General features: G+C 54.6%; 21 protein-coding genes. 14 read left to right on the top strand and 7 right to left on the bottom strand.

From position 1 onward, the window contains the following. Window positions 1-23 precede the first annotated feature (23 nt). Together WCK51_04775 and WCK51_04770 are read right to left on the bottom strand one after the other, a co-directional pair. Window positions 24-1,106 (bottom strand): sialidase family protein, encoded by a 1,083-nt coding sequence (locus WCK51_04775; protein ID MEI7576186.1) that lies wholly within the window; start codon window positions 1,104-1,106, stop codon window positions 24-26. Between the two features lie 9 nt (window positions 1,107-1,115). Next, entirely contained in the window at window positions 1,116-1,853 is a 738-nt protein-coding gene (locus tag WCK51_04770; GenBank protein MEI7576185.1) for a hypothetical protein, read from the bottom strand. A gap of 383 nt (window positions 1,854-2,236) precedes the next feature. Here WCK51_04770 and WCK51_04765 point away from each other — a divergent pair, with 383 nt between their 5' ends. Next, a complete protein-coding gene (locus tag WCK51_04765) occupies window positions 2,237-4,444 on the top strand; it encodes a fused MFS/spermidine synthase (protein MEI7576184.1) in 2,208 nt (735 codons plus the stop codon). On the opposite strand, the gene WCK51_04760 is transcribed toward WCK51_04765, so the two are convergent. After that, window positions 4,425-5,435 (bottom strand): glycosyltransferase family A protein, encoded by a 1,011-nt coding sequence (locus WCK51_04760; protein ID MEI7576183.1) that lies wholly within the window; start codon window positions 5,433-5,435, stop codon window positions 4,425-4,427. The genes WCK51_04765 and WCK51_04760 overlap by 20 nt on opposite strands. Before the next feature lie 59 nt (window positions 5,436-5,494). On the opposite strand from WCK51_04760, the gene WCK51_04755 reads away from it, so the two are divergent. Both WCK51_04755 and WCK51_04750 read left to right on the top strand, forming a co-directional pair. Next, entirely contained in the window at window positions 5,495-7,297 is a 1,803-nt protein-coding gene (locus tag WCK51_04755; GenBank protein MEI7576182.1) for a bifunctional homocysteine S-methyltransferase/methylenetetrahydrofolate reductase, read from the top strand. Then, window positions 7,294-8,115 carry a metallophosphoesterase gene (locus WCK51_04750; GenBank protein ID MEI7576181.1) on the top strand — a complete coding sequence of 274 codons (822 nt, stop codon included), beginning with the start codon at window positions 7,294-7,296 and terminating at the stop codon, window positions 8,113-8,115. Before WCK51_04755 ends, WCK51_04750 begins: the two co-directional genes overlap by 4 nt. Here the strand turns inward: WCK51_04750 and WCK51_04745 are convergent. Both WCK51_04745 and mutS read right to left on the bottom strand, forming a co-directional pair. Then, entirely contained in the window at window positions 8,112-9,362 is a 1,251-nt protein-coding gene (locus WCK51_04745; GenBank protein MEI7576180.1) for an MFS transporter, read from the bottom strand. The genes WCK51_04750 and WCK51_04745 overlap by 4 nt on opposite strands. Before the next feature lie 21 nt (window positions 9,363-9,383). Then, a complete protein-coding gene (gene mutS, locus WCK51_04740) occupies window positions 9,384-11,945 on the bottom strand; it encodes a DNA mismatch repair protein MutS (GenBank protein ID MEI7576179.1) in 2,562 nt (853 codons plus the stop codon). Window positions 11,946-11,989: 44 nt separating this feature from the next. Between mutS and WCK51_04735 the strand changes: the two genes are divergently transcribed. The 3 genes from WCK51_04735 to WCK51_04725 are packed head-to-tail and all read left to right on the top strand — an operon-like array spanning window position 11,990 to window position 14,388. Next, complete coding sequence (locus WCK51_04735; GenBank protein ID MEI7576178.1) at window positions 11,990-12,382, top strand: phage holin family protein; 393 nt, start codon at window positions 11,990-11,992, stop codon at window positions 12,380-12,382. After that, window positions 12,379-13,686 (top strand): uridine diphosphate-N-acetylglucosamine-binding protein YvcK, encoded by a 1,308-nt coding sequence (yvcK, locus tag WCK51_04730; protein MEI7576177.1) that lies wholly within the window; start codon window positions 12,379-12,381, stop codon window positions 13,684-13,686. Before WCK51_04735 ends, yvcK begins: the two co-directional genes overlap by 4 nt. Before the next feature lie 36 nt (window positions 13,687-13,722). Beyond that, the gene (locus WCK51_04725; GenBank protein MEI7576176.1) at window positions 13,723-14,388 is read left to right on the top strand and encodes a hypothetical protein; all 666 of its coding nucleotides are present in this window, start codon (window positions 13,723-13,725) and stop codon (window positions 14,386-14,388) included. Here WCK51_04725 and WCK51_04720 read toward each other — a convergent pair. Then, complete coding sequence (locus tag WCK51_04720) at window positions 14,378-14,656, bottom strand: hypothetical protein (GenBank protein MEI7576175.1); 279 nt, start codon at window positions 14,654-14,656, stop codon at window positions 14,378-14,380. The two genes, WCK51_04725 and WCK51_04720, sit on opposite strands and share 11 nt — an antisense overlap. Window positions 14,657-14,787: 131 nt before the next feature. Between WCK51_04720 and WCK51_04715 the strand changes: the two genes are divergently transcribed. From WCK51_04715 to WCK51_04700, 4 genes are all read left to right on the top strand, one after another. Next, on the top strand, window positions 14,788-16,743 hold the full coding sequence (locus tag WCK51_04715) for a methyl-accepting chemotaxis protein (GenBank protein MEI7576174.1): 1,956 nt from the start codon (window positions 14,788-14,790) through the stop codon (window positions 16,741-16,743). Window positions 16,744-16,811: 68 nt separating this feature from the next. Then, window positions 16,812-17,360 carry a guanylate kinase gene (gene gmk / locus WCK51_04710; GenBank protein ID MEI7576173.1) on the top strand — a complete coding sequence of 183 codons (549 nt, stop codon included), beginning with the start codon at window positions 16,812-16,814 and terminating at the stop codon, window positions 17,358-17,360. Next, the gene (gene coaBC, locus WCK51_04705; GenBank protein MEI7576172.1) at window positions 17,357-18,535 is read left to right on the top strand and encodes a bifunctional phosphopantothenoylcysteine decarboxylase/phosphopantothenate--cysteine ligase CoaBC; all 1,179 of its coding nucleotides are present in this window, start codon (window positions 17,357-17,359) and stop codon (window positions 18,533-18,535) included. Before gmk ends, coaBC begins: the two co-directional genes overlap by 4 nt. 60 nt (window positions 18,536-18,595) lie before the next feature. Further along, on the top strand, window positions 18,596-19,375 hold the full coding sequence (locus WCK51_04700) for a hypothetical protein (protein ID MEI7576171.1): 780 nt from the start codon (window positions 18,596-18,598) through the stop codon (window positions 19,373-19,375). 2 nt (window positions 19,376-19,377) lie between these two features. Here the strand turns inward: WCK51_04700 and WCK51_04695 are convergent, their stop codons facing one another. Further along, complete coding sequence (locus WCK51_04695; GenBank protein MEI7576170.1) at window positions 19,378-20,292, bottom strand: alpha/beta fold hydrolase; 915 nt, start codon at window positions 20,290-20,292, stop codon at window positions 19,378-19,380. Window positions 20,293-20,333: 41 nt separating this feature from the next. On the opposite strand from WCK51_04695, the gene WCK51_04690 reads away from it, so the two are divergent. The 4 genes from WCK51_04690 (at window position 20,334) to WCK51_04675 (ending at window position 24,821) form a co-directional block, all read left to right on the top strand. Further along, window positions 20,334-21,026 (top strand): tetratricopeptide repeat protein, encoded by a 693-nt coding sequence (locus WCK51_04690; GenBank protein MEI7576169.1) that lies wholly within the window; start codon window positions 20,334-20,336, stop codon window positions 21,024-21,026. Between the two features lie 64 nt (window positions 21,027-21,090). Next, entirely contained in the window at window positions 21,091-22,383 is a 1,293-nt protein-coding gene (locus WCK51_04685; GenBank protein ID MEI7576168.1) for a hypothetical protein, read from the top strand. A 16-nt stretch (window positions 22,384-22,399) separates the two neighbouring features. Further along, complete coding sequence (asnB, locus tag WCK51_04680) at window positions 22,400-24,364, top strand: asparagine synthase (glutamine-hydrolyzing) (GenBank protein ID MEI7576167.1); 1,965 nt, start codon at window positions 22,400-22,402, stop codon at window positions 24,362-24,364. After that, window positions 24,351-24,821 carry a serine acetyltransferase gene (locus tag WCK51_04675; GenBank protein MEI7576166.1) on the top strand — a complete coding sequence of 157 codons (471 nt, stop codon included), beginning with the start codon at window positions 24,351-24,353 and terminating at the stop codon, window positions 24,819-24,821. Before asnB ends, WCK51_04675 begins: the two co-directional genes overlap by 14 nt.

The raw sequence follows: 24,821 nt of genomic DNA, 5'->3' as shown, positions 1-24,821 counted from the left end.
GAGCGGAGCGAGTTATCCCCGAACTAAGGAACTACGACTGTCTGATACCGAATCTGATACTGTCCCCCAACCACCGTCTCGTAGATCATTCCCACCCGATTCCCCGGCAGACAAACCATCGAAGAATACTGAAACGACCCCGGCTCAACCACGACCGACAAGGGCCAGGTTCGCCCCTCGTCCCAGCTAAACCGAACCGTACCATTCTCCCGCTTCGTCGCATGAGCCGGATTGCTAAACGCCAAAACCCCGTTCCCCAGCCGGATCAAAGACCCCTGGCACACTGGGTCAACTAAACGAGTATCAAAAGCCGCCGGAGAAAATGTCGCTCCCCCATCGTAGCTCAGAGCGACGCATCGCTCCTTACGCTTCGCCTGATTCCGAGCATTCAAAAGAACGTCCCCACTTCTCAACTCCACCACTTGAACCTCGTTCGCGTTCATCTCCTCAGGTTGCTCAACCCGCGCTCCGCGCTTCCAGTGCCGCCCGTCATCGTCGGAATAGGCGCAGTACACCCACCAGCGCTTCCCGACGCGGTAGTTATACGGCATAACGAGGCGATTTCTGTGCTTCCCGCGTTCCAGCCGAATTCCAACTCCGGGGCCACTAGCAATGGTGACTGCTTCCAATGGCTTAATCTCAGGCGTGATGTCCCTCGGAGTAGACCAACTCTTCCCCCCGTCTCGGCTCTCCGTTTGGAACCCGCGAACGACCTTGGGTCCGCTTAATCCAGCCTCAACGTCGTATTCATGCGTGTCCTTCGGATAGTGCTGAAAGTGAACAACCAACTGTCCTCTACGGTTTTCGACCACGCAGGGATTGTTAAACGACCCTCCGAAACTCCCCCTCTCCATTCCATGGAGAGGGGGTTGGTGGGTGAGGAAACTCGGCGACTGACAAACCCCCATCTTCCCCCAAGTCACCCCGCCATCTTCCGAGATCTTGGTGACAATCGCATTGTTCGCCGCATCCGCCTGACTAGCCCGCGCCTCTGCAAACGCTACAAGAGAACCTATCGAGGTTCGAATCAGAGCCGGAATTCGGTAGGTATTGAACCCGTCTTCACCCGAAGAGAAGACCGTGACCGCGGCAGCCAGAGCAATCATGGCGCAAGGCTACCTTGGGTGGTAGCCGTACTTGGCTGACACTTGCTGGTACTGATCTTTGTTCTTGGGGTGGAGTCGGATGATTAAGGCGAGATAGTCGTCAAAAGTGGTGGCTGGTCGCGGGCCCAGCTTTGGCTGAACGCAAACGATGCCCATTTGCTCCAACTTTATGCGCTCGGCAACCAGGAATTCATACTCTGACACCGACTTTGCAAGCTTCGCATCCCGCATTTCAGGATGCGGGTAATACTCGTGTGCAACCGCTCGAACGGTTGTGAGGAACCAAGGTGGATCCTCAACCCAAGACAAGGGGAAATAGATATTCCACCGCGTTGTCGACCACACAGTTCTACTCGTCATGTATTGCGCAGTTTCAACAAGGGGCTTACTATCCGAGTTACAAAGCTCGATCACGTTGGCTGGAAACCCAAAAGTCATCAGGCTACGGCGAGAAATGCTGGCGCGAGGCGTCAACTTGGGCTCAACATAGTGCCGCATAAATGCAACCATCTGAGATTTCGACCAAGGCCGATACGACCAGTTAGAATCTGGGAACGCTTCGGCAAATGCATCCCAGTCCTTGCAAGAAAGCGCAGATTCAATCTTCGCCAACCGCATTCTTGGCCCCCGGACGTAGTGTTGAAAGCCGATCCCAAAAAGGCAACCACCAACGATGACCACAATAGCCGCTTTCTGAAATCGTCCCGACACGTACCAATGACGAACCGAGCCCGTCGTTTCGTTCACAAAATCTCTCCCACCCAAACCCAAACTGCAGACCACTTGGTTGACTTTTGCACGACTTCGTTGCCTATAGGTAGATGTTGAATTTCTCTCTAGTCTGCGGTGTCCTTAATGCCGCTTTCAACAGCTCGATTCGTCGGGCGTGGAATCTCCTGCAGGTCTGCAGCGGGAACCAAACGTCCCAAGCTCACGTACACCGCCACCCCCCCCCCCAATCAGATGCCGAACCATGAAAACTTCCTGGTCGAACCGACTACCCCACCCTACCCAACTTGAACCCAGACCCGAAACAACTTTGAACCTGACTACTCAACCAAATGCGTCGCAGTTCTTTCCCAACCCAGAGCCAAAAACAGCAAGACAGCACCGAAAAGCTACAATATCCCGTGACTTTCGCGCGGACGGTTTACAGCATTGCCATCTTTATTGGCTCCGCATTGCTGTTTCTCATCCAGCCGATGGCGGCAAAGTTGTTACTCCCCACCTTCGGGGGATCGCCAGCGGTCTGGACCAGCGCGATGCTCTTCTTCCAGGTAGCTCTTCTCGGCGGCTACGCTTACGCGCACTACAGTAACCGCCTGCTCGACCCGACCCGCCAAAGATTCTTTCATTTTCTCCTCCTGATCGGAGCCGTGCTCACCCTGCCTTTTGCCGTCAAGGTCCCCGAGAACGCGACCACCGGCTACCCGCCGCTGCTCGTCTTCCTAATGCTCGCGACGACGGTTGGCCTCAGCTACTTCACCATCTCCGCAGGGTCGCCAACCCTGCAACGCTGGTTTGCCACTACCGCCGACCCCGCCGCCAAAGACCCCTATTTCCTCTACGCAATCAGCAATGTCGGCTCAATGGTCGGCCTCTTCGCCTACCCGTTCTATATCGAGCGCCACTTCAAACTCGGCGAACAAGCAAACCTCTTCCGCCTCGGATTCATCGTCATGATGGTTGCCATGATCGTGGCCGGACTTTTTGTCCGAATCCAGCCCCAAGAGGAAGTAAAGCCAGTCGAGAAACTCGACCGAAATCGTCTTCTCCGCTGGATCCTCATCGCCGCTGCGCCCTCGTCGCTCCTCCTCGGAGTCACGAACACGATCTCCAGCAATATCGCGCCGATTCCGCTCATCTGGGTCGTACCGCTCGCCGCCTACCTACTCAGCTTTATCTTTGCCTTCGCCTCAAAGCGGTTCGTCACAGCGACCCAGCTCGCTCGAATCCTGCCGCTCCTGGTCACTCCACTGGCGTTCACCATTTGCATTGAGGCCACCGAGCCGCTGATGCCACTCGCGTTCCTCCACATCACCGTGTTCTTTGTCGCCGCCTGGTTCTGCCACGCTCTTCTAAGTGAGGACCGTCCGGACGCAGGGAATCTCACTCAGTTCTACCTCTGCCTCTCAATCGGCGGCGCCCTCGGTGGTTTCTTCAACTCGATCATCGCCCCGATGATCTTTCCGACCTTCTTCGAGTACCCACTGGTGATGTGTCTGATCTTGCTTTTCAGACCACCAACGAAGGTGTTTAACAAGCAGCTCCAGCTCACCGGAATCCTTGTTGTCGTCAGCTTCGCCTGGATGGCGGCGGTCCGCTACATCGGAACCGATCTTCAGCCAAACCTCCGATCCGGAATCGCACTCGGAGTCCCACTCGTTGCCGTGTTCGCTCTTGTCGAGCGCACCAAGGTTTACGCCTTCGGCATGCTCGCACTCTTCTTCGGCTCGATCGCTCTCGGCATCGCCTCGACCGGCAAAGTGCTCGCTACCCATCGCTCATTCTTCGGCGTTCACCGAGTTGTAGACGGTCAGGGCTACCGCCAGCTAATGCACGGAAACACGATCCACGGTCGCCAGTCGCTTGATCCCACCAAGCAGGCTTTGCCACTCACCTACTACTATCCAACCGGCCCCATCGGCTCAATCTTCAACTCGCCGAATTTTATCCTAGACGTCCACCGAGTTGGCCTCGTCGGCCTCGGCGTCGGGTCGCTCGCCGTCTACGGCCGCCCCGATCAAGAGTTCACCTACTTCGAGATTGACCCGACCGTCCTTTACATCGCCCGTGACAGCGGGCTGTTCACGTTTCTCAAACAGTCCCAGGCAAGAATGAACTACGTCCTTGGCGACGCCCGTCTAACCTTGGCCAAGGAGCCAGACGGAAACTACGGGCTCCTGGTGCTTGATGCCTTCAGCTCCGATGCCATCCCGACCCACCTGCTGACAGCGGAGGCGATTGAGATGTATGCGAAAAAGCTGGCTCCTGGCGGCGTGCTCGCAATGCACATCTCCAATCGCTACCTCGAACTCGCCCCAGTTGTTGCCTTGACGGCTCGCTCAGCTGGTCTCGAAACATTTAGCAACATGGACGCAGAGAATTCAGAAGAGAAAGCGGACGGCAAGACCCAATCTCACTGGCTCCTGCTTACCAAAGATCGCAGCGTCCTCCAGAAACTTTCGAACGGAAACACCGTCGGTCACCCGGAACTGAACCTTGGAAAAGTGAGGCCCGGAATCGACTGGAACGAGATCGACATTCCTGAATCAGTCAAGCCCTGGACAGACGACTATGTCGACGTCCTCAGCGCGTTCAAAGCTCAATCGGAGTGAAATCTGAAAGCCGCTTGATATAGAGCGCGAGCATTCCAAGACTAATCGAGATATGTGCTCGACTCGCACAGAATGCTCGAAGCTTTCGCGTGGCTCGGGTCTTGGTTCGACAAAGCGTTCCAACAAACATCTCCCGATGGACTCCCGCACCGTACTTCCGAGACTTGAGCAAGATGCGAGTCGTACTCGCTCCGATCCTGAGTTCGTCTGGACGGAAAGCGTCAAACCGACCCATCCTCTCCAGGGCACCAAACTGTCGCTCTGTGAGCTGAATGCCCGCCGACTCAAGCACGTCCTTCCGGACCACGTTGGCGTAGTGGCACATATCATCGACTCCAAGCCGAGACTGTTGGGTCGCATGCTCGCGATAGTCGAGCAAGACTTTAGGAATGTTCGCCACCTTGCCATACCCAGAGATTCGCCGCCAGAGGTCATAATCCTCGCAGCTCGACTTGCCCATGTCAGTTCGGAATCTTAGACTGTGGCTTCGAAGCACGTCACCTCGAACAAGAACGGTTGACGAAACAAACGGCGAGCTGTAGAAGAAGAACTCCCGGATACTCTGATCGTCGGCAGGGTGAGCAAAAGTGTCTCCATCCGTTCTACCGCCATCAACGATGGAAAACGCCTGAGCATGGGTGCCAACCAGCACAACGTCCTTGTCTGCCTGCATAGCTTCAACTTGCTCTTCGAGCTTCGTCGGGTGCCACAAGTCATCTTGATCCGTGAGTGCGATGAACTGGCCTTTTGCGAGGTCGATACCCCGGTTTCGAGTAGCCCCTGCACCCATATTCTTTGGGTTGGGACTGAAGACAATTCGATCATCGAGGAGTTCTGCTAGCCGCTCTCGGGTTCCGTCTGTCGAGAAGTCGTCGACAAGCAGCAGTTCAAAGTCACGATACGTCTGACTCAATATTGAATCAACTGTTTCCTTGAGCAGTTCAAAACGGTTGAACACCGGGATCACCACAGAGACGGTAGGTTGATTCATAGTCTGATGTGAACCAACCTCAAGAACCGTGCCAAAACCTGCCCTGGTAACCTAATGAGGTGACCCTTCTCGAAGCTCTGTCCTCTCGCGTGCTACTTGGCGACGGAGCAAACGGCACCTTGCTCGCCGAAAGAGGCTTTAAGAAGCAACCCTACGATTTGGCAAATATTGAATCGCCTGAATTGGTTCTAGCGGTTCATCAGGAATACATCTTAGCTGGTGCTGACTTCATCGAAACGAACACGTTCTGTTCGAACCCGTTCAAGCTTGAGGGACGTGGTGTAAGCATCTTCGAGCTCAATCAAAAGGGAGCCGAGATCGCCAGGAAAGCAGCAGGAGATCGATTTGTTCTGGGAGCAGTGGGGCCTTGCGGAAAGCCATTGGCACCTTTCGGACATATCGAGCAGGAGGTTGCCACTGAGGCGTTCACCGAAATTGCTAACGGCCTCGTTGCGGGCGGAGTCGATGGATTCTTCCTGGAATCATTCGTAGACCTCGGAGAAATCGAGATTGCTGTCGCAGCCATTCGAGCAGTTTCTGACCTGCCCGTGTTCGTCAGCAAGGCATTCATCGAGGATGGAGAAATGTTAGCCGAGGGCCTGCCTTCGCGCTGTGCTCGCGAGATGAGCGCTAGCGGGGCTGTCGCAGTTGGCGCGAACTGCATCGTTGGGCCCCAGCGAATGCTCGATCTGGTGCGAATGATGGCCGAGGAGACTGAACTTCCGATCATTGCGTTCCCAACTCCGGGCCTACCACAGCTGGTCAAAGGAGAAATCACCTACGATACGTCACCCGAATATTTTGCCAAGGCAACGGCTCGGTTAGTGGAAGAAGGCGCTAGGGTCATTGGCGGGTGTTGTGGTACGACTCCGGCGCATATTCGCGCCATGCGCGACGTGCTCGACAAGGGAATCAAGGTCAAGCCGCGAACCGTGGTGACCCGCTCCGAGAAGGAGAAAGAGGAGCTGATCCAGGCATCTCCAAGCTCGCTCTCATCCAAGATTGCCGACGGAAAATTTGTTGTCGCAATCGAGATGGATGTGCCCCGCGGACTCCGAATTCAGAAGCTAATCGCTGGAGCCAAGAAGCTGAAAGAAGCGGGATGTGACGTGATCAACATCTCGGACGGGGCCCGCGCGCGGCTTAGGATGAACCCTACGGCGGTTTGTACATTGATCCAAACCGAGGCAGAGATTGAAGCAACGATGCATTTTAGCTGCCGTGACCGTAACCTGTTGGCAGTGCAAAGCGATTTATTGGGCGCACACGCTTTGGGGATTCGGAACATCCTGGCGGTGACGGGTGATCCAGCCAATATTGGCGATTACCCTTCGGCGACGAGCGTTTTTGACATCGACGCGATTGGGCTCTGCCGAATCATGTCACGGTTCAACGAAGGTGTGGATTTAGCGGGTTATTCAGTTGGGATGAAGACGGCATTTACGATCTGTGCGGCCTACAACCCTTGCGCGATTGACCAAGCTTTGGAGGATGATCGCTTGGCGCGAAAGGTTGCCGCTGGGGCAACCCTCATCTACACACAGCCGGTATTTGACGCCAGCGATGCTCTGAGGTCGATGGAGATTTGTCAACGGCTAGGAGTTGCGGTTTTGGTTGGCGTTTTGCCGCTCCGCTCGGCCCGTCATGCCGAGTTTATGCACAACGAGGTGCCCGGAATTTCGATTCCCGAAACGTTGCGCGCGAGGATCGCGGCCGCGGAATCCGACGAGGTTGCCCTCGAAATCGGCATCGAAGACGCCAGACAGCTTTGCCGAGAGGTGAAGGGGGCACAAGGTATCTACCTGATGCCACCATTCGGAAACGCCGATATTGCGGCTAGAGTCATGGAAGTGGTCCGATGAACAATAAGAAGCTACTTGCAGTTGCGGCCACTGGATTTTCGGCACTTGGCAGTGCGGCTCTGATCTACGGCGCACTTGTTGAATCAAAGCGAATCGGAGTCGAAAGGTTTGATTGTCCGCTGCCTGGCCTACCCGAACGGCTGGATGGGTACCGGATTGCCGTTCTGGCCGATTTTCATATCGGGCATCTGTGGTCCATCGACCTGGCTCAGCAGGCGATTGATCTGGCTTTGGATGAATCGCCGGACATGGTGGCTCTAGTTGGAGATTATGTTTCCTATTGGGACACCTCCTCTCCGGCAAAGCTCGGAGAGGTTTTGGAGCCGCTGCTCATGATGAACGGCAATGTCGTTGCCGTTCCTGGGAATCATGACTACCGAAAGGGGTCTCCGGAGATTCTGCGGATCATCTTTGATGAACTCAACATAAAGCTCCTGAGGAACGAGAATTGGACCCACGATGGCATCTGCTGGGTGGGAATTGACTCATTCAACGCGGGTCATGCCAACGTGGCAAAGGCGTTTCTAAATGCCTCGGACGAGCCAACAATTGCTCTTTGGCATGAGCCAGATTTAGTGGATCAGATCCCAGTCGGAGCCGCGTTACTACAACTCAGCGGGCACTCGCATGGCGGACAGTTTAGGTTCCCGTTCAATCTCACCCCAATGACATCGCGAAACGGGGATCGGTATCGGGACGGCTTTTACCCTGAGGCTTCGACTCCAGTGTTTGTGACACGCGGGGTCGGCACTACGGGCCCGCCGTCGCGGTTCCTTTGTCCTCCACAAGTAGCCGTGCTCACGCTCAAAACGGTTTAAGCAGAAACCACATTATCCTGAGCCACTCTTCGTTCGGGCATGAAGAACGCGAGAATGATCGCCGGGATGTACAAGAACCCTGCGTAGTAAAACGTTTCTCGCGGGATGAGCGATGCGGCGGAAAAGGTTCCGGCTGCGGTGATCAATCGTCCGGCGTTGTAGCAAAACCCAGCTCCGGTCGTTCGGAGTAGCGTCGGGAAGAGCATCGGGAAGTAGAGCGGGAAAGCTCCAAAAACTCCGAGTCCGAAGAACGCCGCAGCCGAGATCCACATCTGAGAAGCCGCTAGGCTCCGCTCTTGAGAGAAGCCGTAGATGAACACAAACAAGGCGGCAGAGAGAGCGAAAATGAACCCCTTTCGGTAGCCGACCTTTTGAGTCACGAAAGCCATGAAGAAGTTTCCGGCAATGTTCACGAGCGTGAAGAGGATCGTTCCGTTGACGACGATGTAGTCCAATTCTGCCTTCGGAAGTCCCTTATTCTCGACGTGGGTTCGGATCATTCCTGGTCCGAAGTAGAGAATGGTCCAGGCACCTAGGAGCGTAATTGTGGACATCGCCAGCACTTTGAGAGTAGTCGGCAGGACTGCTTTTCCGAAGAGCTCAGAGACCTTGGGCATCACTTGCTTCGACTTGTTCTCCAGCCACTCCTCCGGTTCTGGGACAGCTTTTCGAATCCAAAGGGTGACGAGCGCGGGCAGGACACCAATCAAGAAGATGTTCTTGTATTCGACGCCAGCAAGACTCCGGACTGTGAGAGCGGCGAGAATCATTCCGAACATGTATCCGCTTTGGAGCAGAGCGCTCGCCCAGTGCCGAAGTCGTTGGGGAACGGTTTCCCCAACTAGAGCCGCGCCAGCCGCCCATTCCCCGCCGATTCCTAGAGCGGCTAGGAAACGGAAAATGAGAAGGTGCCACCATTCGGTTGCGAAGTAGCAAAGCCCAGTGAAGCAGGCATAGAAAATGATTGTGAGATTGAGCGTCTTGGTCCGGCCCAGGGCGTCACCGATGCGTCCGAAAACGGCTCCGCCAAGGGCCCAGCCAACCAAGAAAACAGCTTGAATAAGTGCCGCCTTATCCTTGACGGCTTGGTCCGTGCCCGGCAGTTTCATCAAGCCAGCCACGAGCGGTAGAGCAACCAGGGTGTACAGGAACCCATCGAGCCCATCAAAGGCCCAACCCAACCAAGCAGCAAGGAAGCCAAGCTTCTTTTGCTTGCCAAATTCTTCGGTCGTCGGCGTTGACGTCACGCGGAGATTATACGCCCCCGGCTAGAGAAACTTCTTCTTCCATTCATCCAACAGTCGCAACGCGTCAATCGGAGTGAGTTGGTTGACATCCAGGTTCTCTAATGCCTCTAACACAGGCGGGGCCTCGAATTCGAAGAGGGTCATTTGGAGGCGCTTGGTTTGGGTTTCGACCGGGGTAGGAGGTTTGTCTTGCTCGAGCTCGCTGAGAATATCTTGGGCTCTTCTGAGCACAGACCCAGGGACGCCGGCCATTCTTGCCACGTGGATTCCGTAGGAGCGATCGGCTCCGCCGGGAAGGACGCGGTGAGTCCACACGATGTCGTCCCCGAATTCTTCGACGCTGACGCGGAAGTTCTTGACGGTCGGGACGGTTTCGGCGATGGTGTTGAGCTGGTGGTAGTGGGTCGCAAAGAGGGTTTTGCTTCGGGTTTCGACGAGGTGCTCGATCATCGCCCAGGCGATGGCGAGGCCGTCGTAGGTTGAGGTTCCGCGTCCGACTTCGTCCAGGATAACGAGCGAGCGGTCAGTCGCGTGGTTGAGGATGTTGGCTGACTCGACCATTTCGACCATGAAGGTGCTTTGTCCGGTTGCAAGTTCATCCTTGGCTCCGATGCGGGCGAAGATGCGGTCGATAATGCCAATTCGTACACTTTTTGCCGGTACATAGCTTCCGATTTGTGCCATGAGGCACACAAGGGCAGCTTGACGCAGGTAGGTCGACTTTCCCGCCATATTGGGCCCTGTGATGATAAGGGTTCGCGGCTCTTCGGATCCGATCTGGAGGTCATTGGGGACAAAGTTGGAGGTGTTGGCTTCTACGACAGGATGGCGACCTGACTCAATCTCGAGAACGTCTTCCTCGACGATTTCGGGTCTTGTGTAGCCTCGGAGGGAGGCGATTTCGGCGTAGGAGGCAAGGACGTCAATTTCGGCGACGGCGCGAGCGGTTTGGAGCAACGCGCCCGCATGTTCGGCGACCCGTAATCGGATTCTGTTGAAGAGATCAGATTCGAGGGCAGTGGCCTTTTCTTCCGCACCGAGGACTTGGGCTTCGTGGTCCTTGAGCTCGGCGGTGATGTAGCGCTCGGCGTTCGCCGTCGTCTGCTTGCGGATGTATTCAGCGGGGACTTTGGCAGTGTGCTGTTTAGTGACTTCGATATAGTAGCCAAAGACGGAGTTGAACCCAATTTTGAGAGTGTTGATCCCGGTCTTTTCTCGCTCGTCTGCTTCCAGTCCGGCGATGAAGTTCTTGCCATCGCGGCCGAGTTCGCGGAGTTTGTCGAGTTCGTGGTCATAGTCGGGGCGAATGACACCGCCGTCGCGGACGGTGTGGGGCGGCTCGGGGACGATGGATTTGTTGAGAATTGAGGCGAGTTCGCCGTGGGATTGAACTTGCTCAATGAGTTCTTGGATTCGCCCGAAGCCAAGCTTTTCGGCAGGCGCCAGAACCTTTGGCAGACCCAAAAGAGTAGTCCTCAGAGCGGCGAGGTCTCGGGGACCGGCGAGGTTTGCGCTACACCGAGAGACCAGCCGCTCGATATCCGAAAGCCCCCTGAGCGCTTCTCGCAAATCGCCTCGGTGGATCGAAGAACCCAGAAAACGGGCAACGGCATCGTGCCGACGTTTGATCTCTGTTACGTCAAGTAGTGGTTGCTCGATCCATCGCCGCAGAAGGCGTGCCCCCATGGGTGTACAAGTCTGATCCAACACCCCAAGCAGCGTAAATCGACGTGAGCCATCGGCAAGATTCTGAGTGAGTTCCAGCGAGCGTCGTGTGGCTGGGTCGAGTCGCATGAAACCCTCCACCGAGTAAGTTGCCAATCCCTGAAGATGACCGAGATCGAGTTTGTTGCGCTCAGCGTAGGCGATAATCATCGACGCGGCCGTCACCGCAGAGGGCTTATCGGCACAGCCAAATCCGCTGAGTGAAGAAACTCCAAACGTCTCTTGCAACTTTCTGGTCGCCTGGTCCAAACGCGGCTGAGCAAAGTCGGTAGTGGTTGAGCCTAACGCATTTCGGGCCACTTCGCCGTATGCATCGGCATCCTTTCCTAGGAGCAATTCCGAGGGTCGAACTCGAGCCAGTTCCTGAAGCAATCGCTCCTGAGCTTCTCCGCCGACCATTTCGGTGACCATGAACTCGCCCGTTGAAGGGTCCAGCATCGCGAGGCCGAGCGTGCCGTCGTTCACGCAGAGCGCCGCAAGGAAGTTGTTACGACCCGCTTCCAGAAGGGAGTCTTCGAGAACGGTTCCGGGCGTCATCACACGAGTGACCCCTCGCTTGATCAATCCTTTGGCTGACTTGGGATCTTCCAGCTGATCACAAATCGCAACCTTGTGGCCTTTCTGGAGGAGCTTCGCCAGGTAACGTTCGACCGCGTGAAACGGAACCCCGGCCATAGAGATACGTCCGTTGGTTCCGTCTTCCCGCCCGGTGAGAGTGATTTCCAATGAAGCCGCAGCGATTTCGGCATCTTCTCCGTAAAACTCATAGAAATCGCCTACTCGCATCGCGAGCAACACCCCAGGATTCTCGGACTTCACCGAGAAATACTGCTGAAGCATGGGCGTTTTGGCGGTCATGAACCTTAAGAGTATGACCCGCGCCATAATAGGAATGAGCGAACATGAAACGAGTCTTCATCCGGTGGGTGCTTCTAGCTGTTTCTGTGTTTGCCGCCTCCCTTCTTTGTCAGGCTTTGGGGCTTGGCTTTCAGGCGAACGCTAGCGGGGTTCAGCAGTTTTTCACCTTGATGATTGGCGTGGCTCTGCTGGCATTTCTGAACGTCACACTCGGCAAGCTGTTGAAGCTGATCACTCTGCCGCTGAGCTGCCTCACATTGGGTCTATTCTCGCTAGTTGTCAACGCGGCTGTTTTGTACTTCGCTGCGAGGTTCGAGCTTGGGTTTAAGATCGTTGATGACGGAATCAAGGGGTTTGCGGCAGCGTTTGTGGCTTCGCTCCTCATTTCTGCAATCAACGGAGCGTTAGGCGTGTTTTTGCCTGACGAGAAAGAGTGATCCGGCGACACAAACTCCGGCATGCGCTCGCTCCCACGGTCGGAGTTTGGCGAGCTTTTTTCCTTCTTCTGGTCGGGTTCATCGGGACGCTTGTCGGCTCACTGATGGCGTTCAATGTCCAAATTCAGGGTCTTACTCGAGAGCTCCACTCCGCGGCAGGGACAGCAATAGGAAGCTTTGCCGATGCCGACCAAGCAGATTTAGCTATTCACTGGGTTGGCGCAGCTCTTCTTCTTCTTGGTGCGGCCCTGATGCTACTGGCGATCCGCCTCGCATTCATCCATGTGATCGAAACTCTCAACCCTTCGATGAAGGGTGGACGAGTAGACGTTTACGTACGCCGTCAACAACTTGCCTCGGGTCCCCGGATCGTCGCATTGGGAGGTGGAACCGGTCTTTCAACCCTACTTCGAGGTTGGAAGCAGCACTCCTCAAACATCACCGCAGTTGTAACGGTCACAGACGATGGTGGGTCATCCGGCCGGCTCATCCAAGACAAAGGAATGATTCCACCGGGCGACATCCGGAACTGTCTGGTTGCCCTTGCGGATGCGGAAAAGGCGATGACCGACCTCTTCCAGCACCGCTTTAAGGACAGCGGCTCGCTGAGCGGGCACGCGATGGGAAACCTCCTCATCGCGGCCCTAGTCGATCAAGCACAAGGTGATTTCGAGCGAGCTATCAACATTGCTTCCGAAGTTCTGGCGATTCGCGGACAGGTGATGCCTTCGACCCTCGATCATGTCGGCCTTAAGGCGATGCTCGAAGGCGATCTGGAGATCAGAGGAGAAACGGAGATCGTTGCCGCTGGACGACGTATCAAAGAGCTCCGACTCTCGCCAGATAATGTCCAGCCATTTCTTCCATCGCTAGAAGCCATCGCCGATGCCGATCTTATCTGCGTGGGGCCCGGAAGCGTTTACACTTCTGTCATTCCAAATCTATTAATCCCCGGCGTCGCATCGGCGATGCGAGAGAGCCGGGCAATCAAGGTTTACATCTGCAACGTGATGACCCAGCCCGGCGAAAGCGACTCATTCAGCGCGAGCGAGCACGTCGGCGCAATCCTGGCTCAAGTGAAGGAAAAGGTGTTCGATTACGTCGTGGTCAACACTGGCGTTCCCTCCCAAGACGCGCTTGAGAAGTACCGAACAGTGGGACAAAACCTCGTGGACCCCGACATCGACCGCATACGAGCCATGGGGCTCAGGGTGATCAGTGGCAACTTCATGAGCGAAAGCGACGTGGTTCGCCACGATCCTGTAAAAGTCGTCAGCCGCTTGATGACTCTTTTAGGTCTGTAACCCAGTATTTGGTTCAGTGATTTAGCCGAATTACAGATGGAATGTCCAACGCGTTGGGCCGGAATCGGCCCTTGGGGTTTGGATATGTACAAAGGGTTCTTTTTTGTCTTCGGCTTTGCGGCCATTGCCGCAAGCGGAAAAGCACAAGTTTCGGCGTTAATCAACTATCCGGTTGCTGATGTTTTAGGGCATCGTGAGTTTCAGCTCAACCAAAATTTCACTTCAGCAGATTCTAAATTGTCAGGACAGTATCTGCAGTCACAAAACTACGTTCTCGGATTGTTTGATGTCGCAGAAGTGTCCGGGATCACCGACTTTTTGGGTTCACACAATTTCGGACTGAAGTTCACGCCGTATCGATCAAAAGATGAGAAATTTGCTTTTGGCTTTGGCTGGCAGGGACTCTCGTCGGATGCCGTGTCAACGTTCCAATATGCACGGTACACGGTCGGGAGTTACAACTTGCACTTCGGATATCAACACGACGATGAAGACAGGGGCGTCTTCGGCTTTGATCACGCCTTTAGCAACCAATGGGGTTGCTCCGCCGAATACGCTGGCAATTCAACAGGTTCGTCGGCATATAGTTTGTTCTACACCATGAAGAGCGGCCTCGTGTTACAGGGGATCTACACGAAGCCGCACGATATCGGCATTGACGCAAACTACACGTTCGTCCTGAGCTACACGTTTAGAATTTGACGTCGCTGACGGCAACTTTTGCCGACTGAGCCGACTTTGGAAGGGTGATCGTGACTCGGTCGCCCTTTTTCACGATTGCGGGGGTTCGATCCACGTTCGTGTTGAACGGATAGACCGTGATTCTAACGGTGCCGTTCGCGTCGTGGGCGGTGAACTCTTCGACGACGCGCATGCCTCGGCGACCTGCGTAAACCTTCGTGACGTTGACCTCGTCGATAACGAGGTTTCGTGGTTGAATCATCACGGTTGCAAGAAAGATGGAAGTCATGGTTGCGGGTTTACCTGCACGGAGTGTGCCAGAAGAGCAAATTCTAGAAACAATAAACTACTTTCCCCCTTGAGAACTGCTGGTATAAATGCCAACTATTGTCAGTAGTCGGTTAATCAGTAGGTTCTCAGATGGCAAAGTATTTCGCAAATCTTAAACTCGCGCAAAAATTCGCGCTCTCGTTCGGCATCGTTCTCGCGCTCCAGGGGCTTCTTGGCTTGGCGGGATTTCGTGGGTTCAGCGAGATCCAGAAACAACTTGATCTCTTCAAAACAGATGTTGTTCCGGGTACCCAAGCGGCTTCTGAAATGAACGACACGGTAATGGGTGCTCATATTCAACTGGAACGGTTCGTCTCCGCAAGCCCTCAAGAGCGATCAGCTATCAAGGATGAGTTGTTTGAGAACGTAGCAAGTTTCAAGAAAGGCATGAAAGATTACGACCCCACGATTACAGTAAGTGAGGATCGGAAAAACTTTACTGAGCTCAAGGCGAGAGCAGAAAGGTACTTGACTTCGCTAGATCAGCTCGTCAATGCGGCTTCGAGTGGAGCCAAGCAAGAGAGCCTTGTTGCCCTTCTGGACAAAAGTTACAAACTGTATTCTGCGTCCAACGAGATGACAGATGCAATCGTCGCTTGGAATACACAGCATGGATTTGAGACCCAGACTCGCGCAGCCGCCTCAGGTCAAACTGCGGTTAAGGTCATGTGGTCAGTGCTATTCTTCGCCGTCGCAGTTGCCGTCGTGGCTGGTCTCCTACTGACCAAATCGATTGTCACGCCGGTTAAGCACGTTGCTGATCGCCTGTCCTCGATTTCCAATGTGTGTGCAATTGGACTGGAAGCCGGTGTTTTGGCACTCAAAGATGGCGACCTCACATATCAGGTTACTCCGGCAACAACACCAATCCCCAATCCTGGTAAGGATGAGCTTGGCCAGATGGCAAGCACGTTCAACGACATGCTTGCCAAAATCCAGAGAGCAGTGCATGCATACAATGATGCCAGACTAAACTTATCCAAAATCATCAACGGCGTCGCGCAGAGTTCCGAAGTTGTCTCGTCTACTTCTTCGACCGTAGCTGCGGCTTCCGAAGAGATCTCCGCTACGTCTTCTGAAATCTCGGCCGGCAGCGATCAGCTTGCGTCCAATGCTTCGGAAGTTGCCGTTATCGTCGAAGAGCTTCACGCTCAGGTCCTTGAAGTTGGTCAGAGCAGTGAGCGGCAGGCTAACCTGGTCGAAGAAGCTTCGACTTCTCTTTCAGAAGCGTCACGAGGAATCGCCCAAGTTGATGAAGCCGCAAAAGAAATGGCTACCTCAGCCGCCACTGGCAACAAGGCAGTTGCCGAAACCGTCGCTGCGATGGGACGCCTCAAAGAGCAGATCGAATTCTCTGCAACCAAGGTTCAAGAGCTTGACGCAGCTGGACAGAAGATTGGCGACATCGTCAAGACCATCGACAGCATCGCTGCACAGACCAACCTTCTTGCCCTCAACGCAGCGATTGAAGCCGCCCGAGCGGGTGAGCATGGCCGTGGATTTGCGGTTGTTGCGGACGAAGTTCGAAAGCTTGCCGAGCAATCCAGCCTTGCAACCAAGGAAATCGGCGGACTCATTGGAAGCGTTCGATCAACCGTTAAGGAGACGGTTGAAGCCATCCAGACCACTTCGAATGAAGCTGAGGACGGCGTAAAGCGATCTACTCTGGCGGGAGAGGCGCTCAAGGAAATCCTTGATTCCGCTGACAAAGTGAAGACCCACGCAGACCAAGTTGCTAAGGTGACCTACGAAGCGACGACATCCATGGAGAACGTCGCACTTGCCGCACGCGACAACCTGCAAGCCAGCCAAGAGATGACCCAGGGTACCGAAAGAGTTACCCATGCGATCACCAACGTTGCAGCGATTGCTGAAGAGGCTGCCGCTGGAGCGTCGGAGATGACCAAGGGAATCACTGATGTAAGTGAATCCGCGGCGAATCTGAGCTTAATGAGCGGCGACCTTCAGGAAGCCGTCAGCAAGTTCAAGATCGATCCGAGTGTGACGACGACTAAGTTCGAGATCTACGAGAACAAAGCGGCCTAACTTTCGATTGAATGATTGCCCCTAGAGAGATCTCTAGGGGCAATTTCAATTAGTAAACTAGATTCGATATGAGCAAGGGACGATTGGTGATACTGAGCGGACCAAGTGGAGTTGGAAAAGACACCGTGATCAACGCCTGGCAAGCTCGGAATTCTAACGTTGCTCGGGTCGTCGCTTACACAACTCGCGATCCTAGATCGGGTGAGTTGGATGGGCTGGATTACAACTTTGTTTCCCGCGAGATCTTTCAATCGAAGGCCGCTGATGGAGACTTCTTGGAGTTCAAAGAGGTTCACGGAAACTTTTATGCCACACCCTTGAGCGACATGGATGCGCTGTTGGAGGATGGCAAGATTGCAATTCTCAAGATAGATGTTCAGGGGGCCCTAACGGCGATGGAGTTGCGATCAGATGCGCTTACAGTGTTTCTGATGCCCCCTTCGATTGAGGAACTTGATGGGCGAATTCGGGGCCGGGGAACCGAGGACGATGCAACGATCGCAAAGCGGCTGAAGAATGCCCATGACGAGATGGCGGTACGCGACAGGTACCAGCACATTGTCGTCAATCAAGATGTGGAAGACACCGTTGACGTCCTCGAAGGCCTGGTGGGATGAACGCCGTTCTCGGCGTGTCGGGGTCCGTCGCGGCGTACCGAGCTGCAGATTTAGCTCGTGAGCTGATGCGTTCGGGCTTCACCGTCCGAGTTTGCCTGACTGATGCGGCCCAGGAGTTTGTATCTGTTTCACTGTTTGAAGCGCTCACCGGGCAGCCATGTCTTGTTGATACTTTCGAGGAGCCCGAGCGGGGTCGAATGGCGCATATCGATTGGGCACGAACGGCGGATGTCGTCGTCGTCGCTCCGGCGACGGCGAATACCCTGAACAAGCTTGCCGGGGGGGTGGGTGACGATATGTTAACCACGCTTTGCCTGGCTTCTACGAAGCCTTTGGTGTTGGCTCCGGCGATGAATCCTCAGATGTATCTACACGATGCTACACAGGCTTCGCTTTCGGTGTTGGCGGAGCGTGGAGCCGAGATCGTTGAGCCGTTAGAGGGCGACGTTGCTTGTGGCGAGAACGGACAGGGAAAGCTGGCTTCGATTCCTGCGATTGTTGCGGCGGTCATCTCGGTTGTTTCTGAGTCATCGGTTCTGAAGGGTCGGCGCGTTTTGATCACTTCTGGCCCGACTCGGGAACCGATTGATGACGTGCGTTACATCACGAATCGGTCTTCGGGCAAGATGGGCTCGGCGTTGGCTCGGTCGGCGTTGCGACTCGGGGCGGAAGTCACGGTAGTTGCGGGACCTCAGACCGCGCGCTTGCCAGCCGGAGCCACCGTTGTGCGAGTCGAGACAGCTCATGAGATGCATGATGCGGCACTTGGCTTGTCGGGTTTTGACTACATCGTCGGTGCGGCGGCGGTCGCAGATTATCATGTGACGAACCGGGTCTCGGGCAAGATGCGTCGGTCTTCTGAGTCGGTCTCGTTGGAGTTGGCTCCGAATCCCGACATTATCGCGGCTCTGGCTGCGGCGAATCCCTCGGCGACAGTCATTGGTTTTGCGGCCGAGCCCACTTCGGATTTGTCGATTGCTTCGGCGAAGCTGAAGCGCAAGGGGCTATTTGCGATTGCCGCGAACGACGTGAGCCAGACTGGTCAGGGTTTTGATACGGAGACGAATCGGCTGGACTTAGTTTTTGCGGATGGCCGGACGGTTTCGAGTGGGCTGGTTTCAAAGGCGCAGTGTGCGAAGTGGTTTTGGGAGCAGATTCTGTCGGCTAGAGGTTAGAAGCTTGCCGATTGCGGAAAGTTTGAACTATTTCGTAAACTCGTCTCGTCAGTTGAATAGATGAGTGGGGCGCAAAGTACCAAACGGGTTCCGGTCGCGGGGTGGCTCTTTGGTGGGTTGGTGGTAGTGTCGGTCGGGCTGCTGCTTGTTCCGAGTCGGAAGCAGAAGGAATTCAACCTGGCCAAGCAGCGGCTAGAGACTGTTTATGCCTGCCCCGAGAGTGTGAAAAACCAGATTCAATCTGGAGCCTTGATCGAGTCGAGAATCATGAACTCTCCGTCGATGCCAGTAGTTGCGGCGGGCGCGCCCGACAGTAATCCTAAACCAGGGGATGGTACGGGCGTAGAATCGAAGTCTCGACAAATCACGATTTGGAATCCAAGTTCGACTCGGCCGCTAGATTCGAACGTGATCGATATTCCGATGCTGGGAGACGTAGGCGTCCCCGTCAGTCGAGTTGGTCCGGAGAGCGAGTTTCCGGGGCGCTCCGTCGTCGTCGCTCCAGTTGACAACCATCAAGATCAAGAGACGCTGGCCCTCGCTTTGATCATTTGGTTGAAGGACCCTTACATGGGAAAACAGCTTGACGATTGGCGGGCTCATTTTATTGACTCCAGCAAGCGGGTGGGTGCTGTGGCACATATGAAGCGTGCGCTGGCAAAGCGTCCTGCAACTGAGTTGGCGGCGGCCCATTCGACGCTCGAGGTTAATCGCAAACTCTGTGCAGAACTTCCTCACGGCGTGCGGATTCATGTTGACTCGAAGAATCGCTACTTTTGGGTGCGGGATTCGTTTGACTATCGATTCCTAGCCGACTATCAGAAGGTGTTTTGGAACTAGGCTCAGCCGCCCAATTGATCTACAAGGCTCATCCCTGGCAAAGTTGAGTTCATGAGGAACCAGGTGAGTTCGCCGGTAAGGGCTTCGGGTTTTTCTTCGGGGAGGAGGCGCCCGGTGTCGGCGAAGGTGATGGTTTGGGCTTCGGGAAAGAGGCTTTGAAGCCTTTCGAGTGACTCTTCAGTGTGAAGCGGATCTTTGAGCCCCCAGACGATAAGGGTTCGCTTGTCTTGGAGATTCCTCATCTTGAGTGCAAGGTCATCAAACCATTCTCCGTCGCGGCGATAGCCTTCGACCGCTGAAAACAACCCAATTCGATCTCGATGGGTATCGAAAGGATAGAGATATTGCCTTAAGATCGGCCGGGCGACTCGGTAGCGGTCGGCAAAAAGGGGTGGAAGCACGAACGAGGGAGTGGCGCGGATGTGCTTGTAGTAGAAGCGGTTGAGTGGATGTCCGTAGTTAAGCGCGAGCTTAGCCGCGAGGGGATTCTTGCTCATATCCCAGAGGTACGAGTTCAGGAACACGATGTTTCGGACGCGGTCTGGATTCTGTGCCGCCCAATCGAGGGCTATTGCCGCCCCAAGATCGTGAACGACAAGAGTGACCTCGGCGAGGCCCAAGTGGTCCATGAAACTGGAAAATCTCCTGGAGTGATCGGCGGGTAGGTAGGAAGCAGTTTGAGACTTTTCAGAGAGTCCAAATCCGAGATGGTCTGGAGCGATGCAGCGATAGGTGTTCGAAAGTGATTCGATTGTACGGCGAAAGAGGAACGACCACGTCATACACCCGTGAACGAACACGACGGGGTGTCCATCGCCTTCGTCGACGAAGTTTATCCAGCCATCCCCAGAATCAAATTCCCGCAGTGCAAACGGGTATTCGACACGGTTGAGCCACCTTCGATAAGTCTCATCCACCGGTTGCTAATTCTACGCGATCTGGGTTAAAGTCCTCTCGCATGCTTGATGTTCGCGACTATTGGAATTTTGGAGACCCGGTGGCGACACGGGCAGCTTTTGAGGAGTTGCTGCCGACTCTGACAGACCGAGCGGAGCAGCTCGATGTTCATGCCCAGATTGCGCGAACTTACTCGCTTCCCGGTGAGAATCAGAAGTGCCTGGACTACTTGGGGACCTATTGGAAAGAAGGGCTCGAGTTGGGCGGACGAGCGGCGGCAAGCCTTATGATCGAAGCTGGTCGCGCCTATCGGGGACTCGGCATGATCGAGCAGGCTCGCAAAGGCTTTGAGGATGTTTCGGTGAACGGCCCCGAAGATTTGAGAATCGATGCTCTCCACATGCTTGCGCTCATTTCGGAGGGAGATCAAGTGGCGTTTTTCAACCAGAAGGCGATCACTTTAGCCAAGACTTCGAAGGATGAGTGGGCCCGGCGCTGGATTGGATCTTTGTATAACAACATGGGCTGGTCTTGCTTCGAGGCTGGCGAACTCGACGAGGCACTGGAGTACTTTGAGAGTGTCCTGTTGGCTCGTTACGAGTTCGGGCAGAGCGAACGTGTTCGAGAGGCACAGTGGTGCATCGGGCATACTCTGTTAGCGATGGGTCGGATCAAAGATGCCACCGATATTCATCTCGAAATGGGCGGAAACGGGGAAACAGAAGAGGATGTTCGCAGAACGTTTTCCGAATAAACTGGTTCTTGTCACGGCCGGAGGGAGGGATTGACTTGATTTCTTCCGCTCACGCTTGCTTTTGATGAAGAGATTCCAAGAACTGCTATCCGGAAACACCGCCGCAGGGAACATGTTGAAACTGGGCGGAGGAACCGCCTTGGGACAGTTGTTCTCCGTGCTTGTTTTGCCGTTGATTTCGCGGCAGTATGACCCGATCCAGCGAGGCCATTTCGGTCTGTTCAGTGCATTTATCGCAATTGCGACCGTAGTCGTTGGGCTCAGGTTTGAAATGGCAACTCCGACCGCGAAATCAGATCGGGAGGCTGACCAGTTATTGACTCTGTCGCTCGTTTCCGGAGTCTTCCTCTCGATCGCTTCTGGCGGGATTTTCTACCTCCTGCATTTTTATGGCATTGGCGGATACGGCAGCCTCGCCAGTTGGACGAGCCTTTTGCTCATCGTGACGCTGATTTTGACGAATGCCTTTTCTAGTTTGCGATTTTGGTATGTTCGGCGTGCGGACTTTGGAGGAATCAGCAAGGCGATGGTGCAGCAAGGGTTCATTCGCGCTGTCGTTCCGGTGCTTTTGGGCTTGCTCAAGTTTGACTGGGTGGGGTTGGCGATCGGGGAAGTTGTGGGGCGGATGTCCGGCGCCGTCTCGCTTTCTAAATCGGCCTGGAGCGGGATTAAATCTGCGCTCGGAGATCGTAAGAGCCTTGTCGATACGGCCTTGAGGCATCGCGCCATGCCGTTGCAGATGATGCCTTCGTCGCTGATCGATAGCCTCGGCTTCTCAATTTCTGTTCCTTTGATTTACAGTTGTTTTGGAAGCGTGAATGCAGGCTTGTACTCGATGTCCTTCATGGTGATCGCGATCCCTTCTGGACTCATAGCGGCAAGTGTTGGAGACGTCTTTCACAATCACCTTGCAGAACTCCTCAAGTCGGATCGGACGCAAATCACGGGCTACCTGGCCTCTATGGGTACCAAGATGTTGAAGATTGCGGTTTTGATTTACTTACCGGTAGCCGGACTCAGCTATTTTCTGGCGGCTCCGGTTTTAGGTTCCAGGTGGGAGCCGCTCTCGTGGATGCTCCCCGCACTGGTTCCAATGGTCATCGTCTCGGCTTTGTGCGGCCCCTTGAGCAGGATTCTCGTCGTCGTGAACCGTGTGGATTTGAAGCTATACACGGACGTATTTGCTTTAGTTGTCACCGCCGGTTCGATTCTGGGATGCGCATGGCTAAAAATGACGTTTCAGACAATGTTTGGAATCCATTGTGTGGCCATCTTTGTTTGCCGACTCGTGTACATCTGGGTCATTTGGCTTTCCTCGCTCCCTCGGAATCAGAGGGAAATAGCCTCCCACAGGTAAACTTACTTTTAACACGATGTGCGGGATTCTCGGTGCGCTCGCACCTCAGTTTTCGGAGGTTGATCTCAATGCTGTGCAACGAGGTCTGAAGCGCATTCGTCATCGTGGACCAGATGGAGAAGGCGTGTTCGTTCTGACTTCGGAAGGAGTCGGTGTTAGCCTAGCTACCGACGAGACGCCGCCTGGCGTAAATCTTCCGAGTATCTCGGATTATCAGGGAGCCGGCAGCCAAATCGCTCTGGGACACCGCCGCTTATCCATCCTAGATCTATCGAATGAGGGCCATCAGCCCATGAGCTACTCTTCGGAGCGGTATTGGATGGTTTTCAACGGAGAGGTTTACAACTTTAAGGAGTTGCGGACAGAGTTGCAGGCAATCGGTCACACGTTTCGATCGGGTTCGGATACCGAGGTAGTGATTGCCGCCTATTCGGAATGGGGCAGCCAGTGCTTTAGCCGATTCTTGGGGATGTTTGCGCTGGTAATCCTTGATTTGCAATCGCGACGAGCGGTTTTCGCGAGAGATCATTTCGGGATTAAGCCGTTGTATTACGCGAAATGTGGTGAGGTTCTGGTCTTCAGCTCGGAGATCAAAGCACTATTCGAATTCCCCGGGATTTCGCGCAAGTGCAACGCGCAGTCACTTTACGATTATTTGCGCTTCGGATTGACGGATCATGGGGAGGCCACTCTGTTCGACAGCATTCAGCAACTGCCTGCCGCGCACTATGCTGAAATTGATCTTGCCGGGACCCTGGAGATCAAACCGCAGCGCTATTGGTCGATTTCCATTTCGAAGCCGGTCGACATCAGTTTTCCGGAGGCTACCGATCGTCTTCGAGAATTGCTTCGCGAGTCAGTTGCACTTCACATGCGAAGCGATGTTCCAGTTGGGTCTTGTCTCTCGGGCGGACTCGACTCGACGGCTATTGTTGCAGACATGGTGGAGCACATGGGTTGTGCTGAGTTGCCAACCTTTACTTACATCGCCGATGATGCGGTTCTGAGCGAGTCAACGTATGTCGACATCGCATTGAAGAGATACAACGTCCTCAACTTCCAGACAAAGCCTAGCGTGGAGACGATTGCTGCCGGATTACCAGGGCTAATCTCAGTGCTCGACCAGCCCTTTGGCGGGTGGAGCATGTTTGCCCAACACAAAGTCTTTGAGTTGGCTCATGAACACAGGATCAAGGTGATTCTCGATGGTCAAGGGAGCGACGAACTCTTTGGGGGGTACACCATCATGCTTGGGGCAAGAGCGAGCGGGTTGCTCGCTCAGGGCAAGCTGTTTAAGGCTCTCGAACTGTTGAAGTATTCGCCCCAGAACATGAGCTCCTACAAGCGGCAAATGGTCTTGATGGCGTTTGGCCGGTTGGTTCCGAAAGCTCTTCAACCGATGATGCTCAAAGTTGTCGGAGCGTCGCTCTACCCAGACTGGTGCAAGGCGAGTTACTTTGTCCAGCGAGGGACGGTTGCGGAGCAACGGCCCGCAGGGAAAGGTCCAGATGCATTACGGCAAGAACTCAAGATAGCAGTAGAGGAGATAAGTCTTCCTCGGTTGCTGCGTTATGAGGATCGAAATTCAATGCATTTCTCGATTGAGTCCAGGGTGCCGTTTTGCAATCCAAATATCGCGGAGTTTGCGCTTTCGTTGCCACCTGAATACTTAGTTTCTGACAAAGGAGAGACGAAGTATGTGCTTCGAGAGGCGATGCGAGGGGTGGTTCCAGACGAGATTATTGACCGAGAAAAAGTTGGATTTGCTGTTCCCGAGACAAAGCTTGCAAATTCGATGCGAGGCTGGATTGCCGATCAGATCAAACTGCTGAAGGAAATGGACCTTCCCTTCCTGCAAACCGAATTGCTGATCAAGGCTTTGGAGAATCACATCAATAGCTCAGGGCAACACGAGTTGAACCAGTATTGGCGACCGATCAACGTTGCTTTGTGGGCGAAGGAGTTCAATGTCGAGTTCTGATTACAGTCCCAGCTTCGTCGAGAAGCTCGTGTACTTGCGCCGGAAGCCGGTGGTCGGCAAGCTGGCCTATTACATGCTGGTCTTGTTTGGTGCGGATATCCCCCGAAGCGTCCCTATTGGAAAACACTTTCGCCTACAGCACTGGGGAATCGGGGTAGTGATACACAACTTAGCTACGATCGGAGACCGAGTAAATATCTTTAACGGCGTGACTGTGGGACGGGCGGATGCCTACCGCAAGAAGGGCACCCAGTTTGAAGGCATCGTGATTGAGGACGATGTGATGCTGGGGACGGGCTGCAAGGTGTTGTGCAAGGAAGGCATCTTGCGGGTGGGAAAAGGCACCAGTGTAGGAGCAAACGCCGTGCTCTTGCAATCAACGGGCGAATATGAGATTTGGGTGGGAGCTCCGGCGCGCTGCATAGGTAAGCGCGACCCGGAAGACATCAACCTTTGA

Source organism: Armatimonadota bacterium (assembly GCA_037138755.1).
Taxonomy (GTDB): Bacteria; Armatimonadota; Fimbriimonadia; order Fimbriimonadales; family Fimbriimonadaceae; genus Fimbriimonas.
The sequence above is the reverse complement of the archived record's forward strand: the minus strand, read 5'-3'. Positions and strand labels throughout refer to the sequence as shown.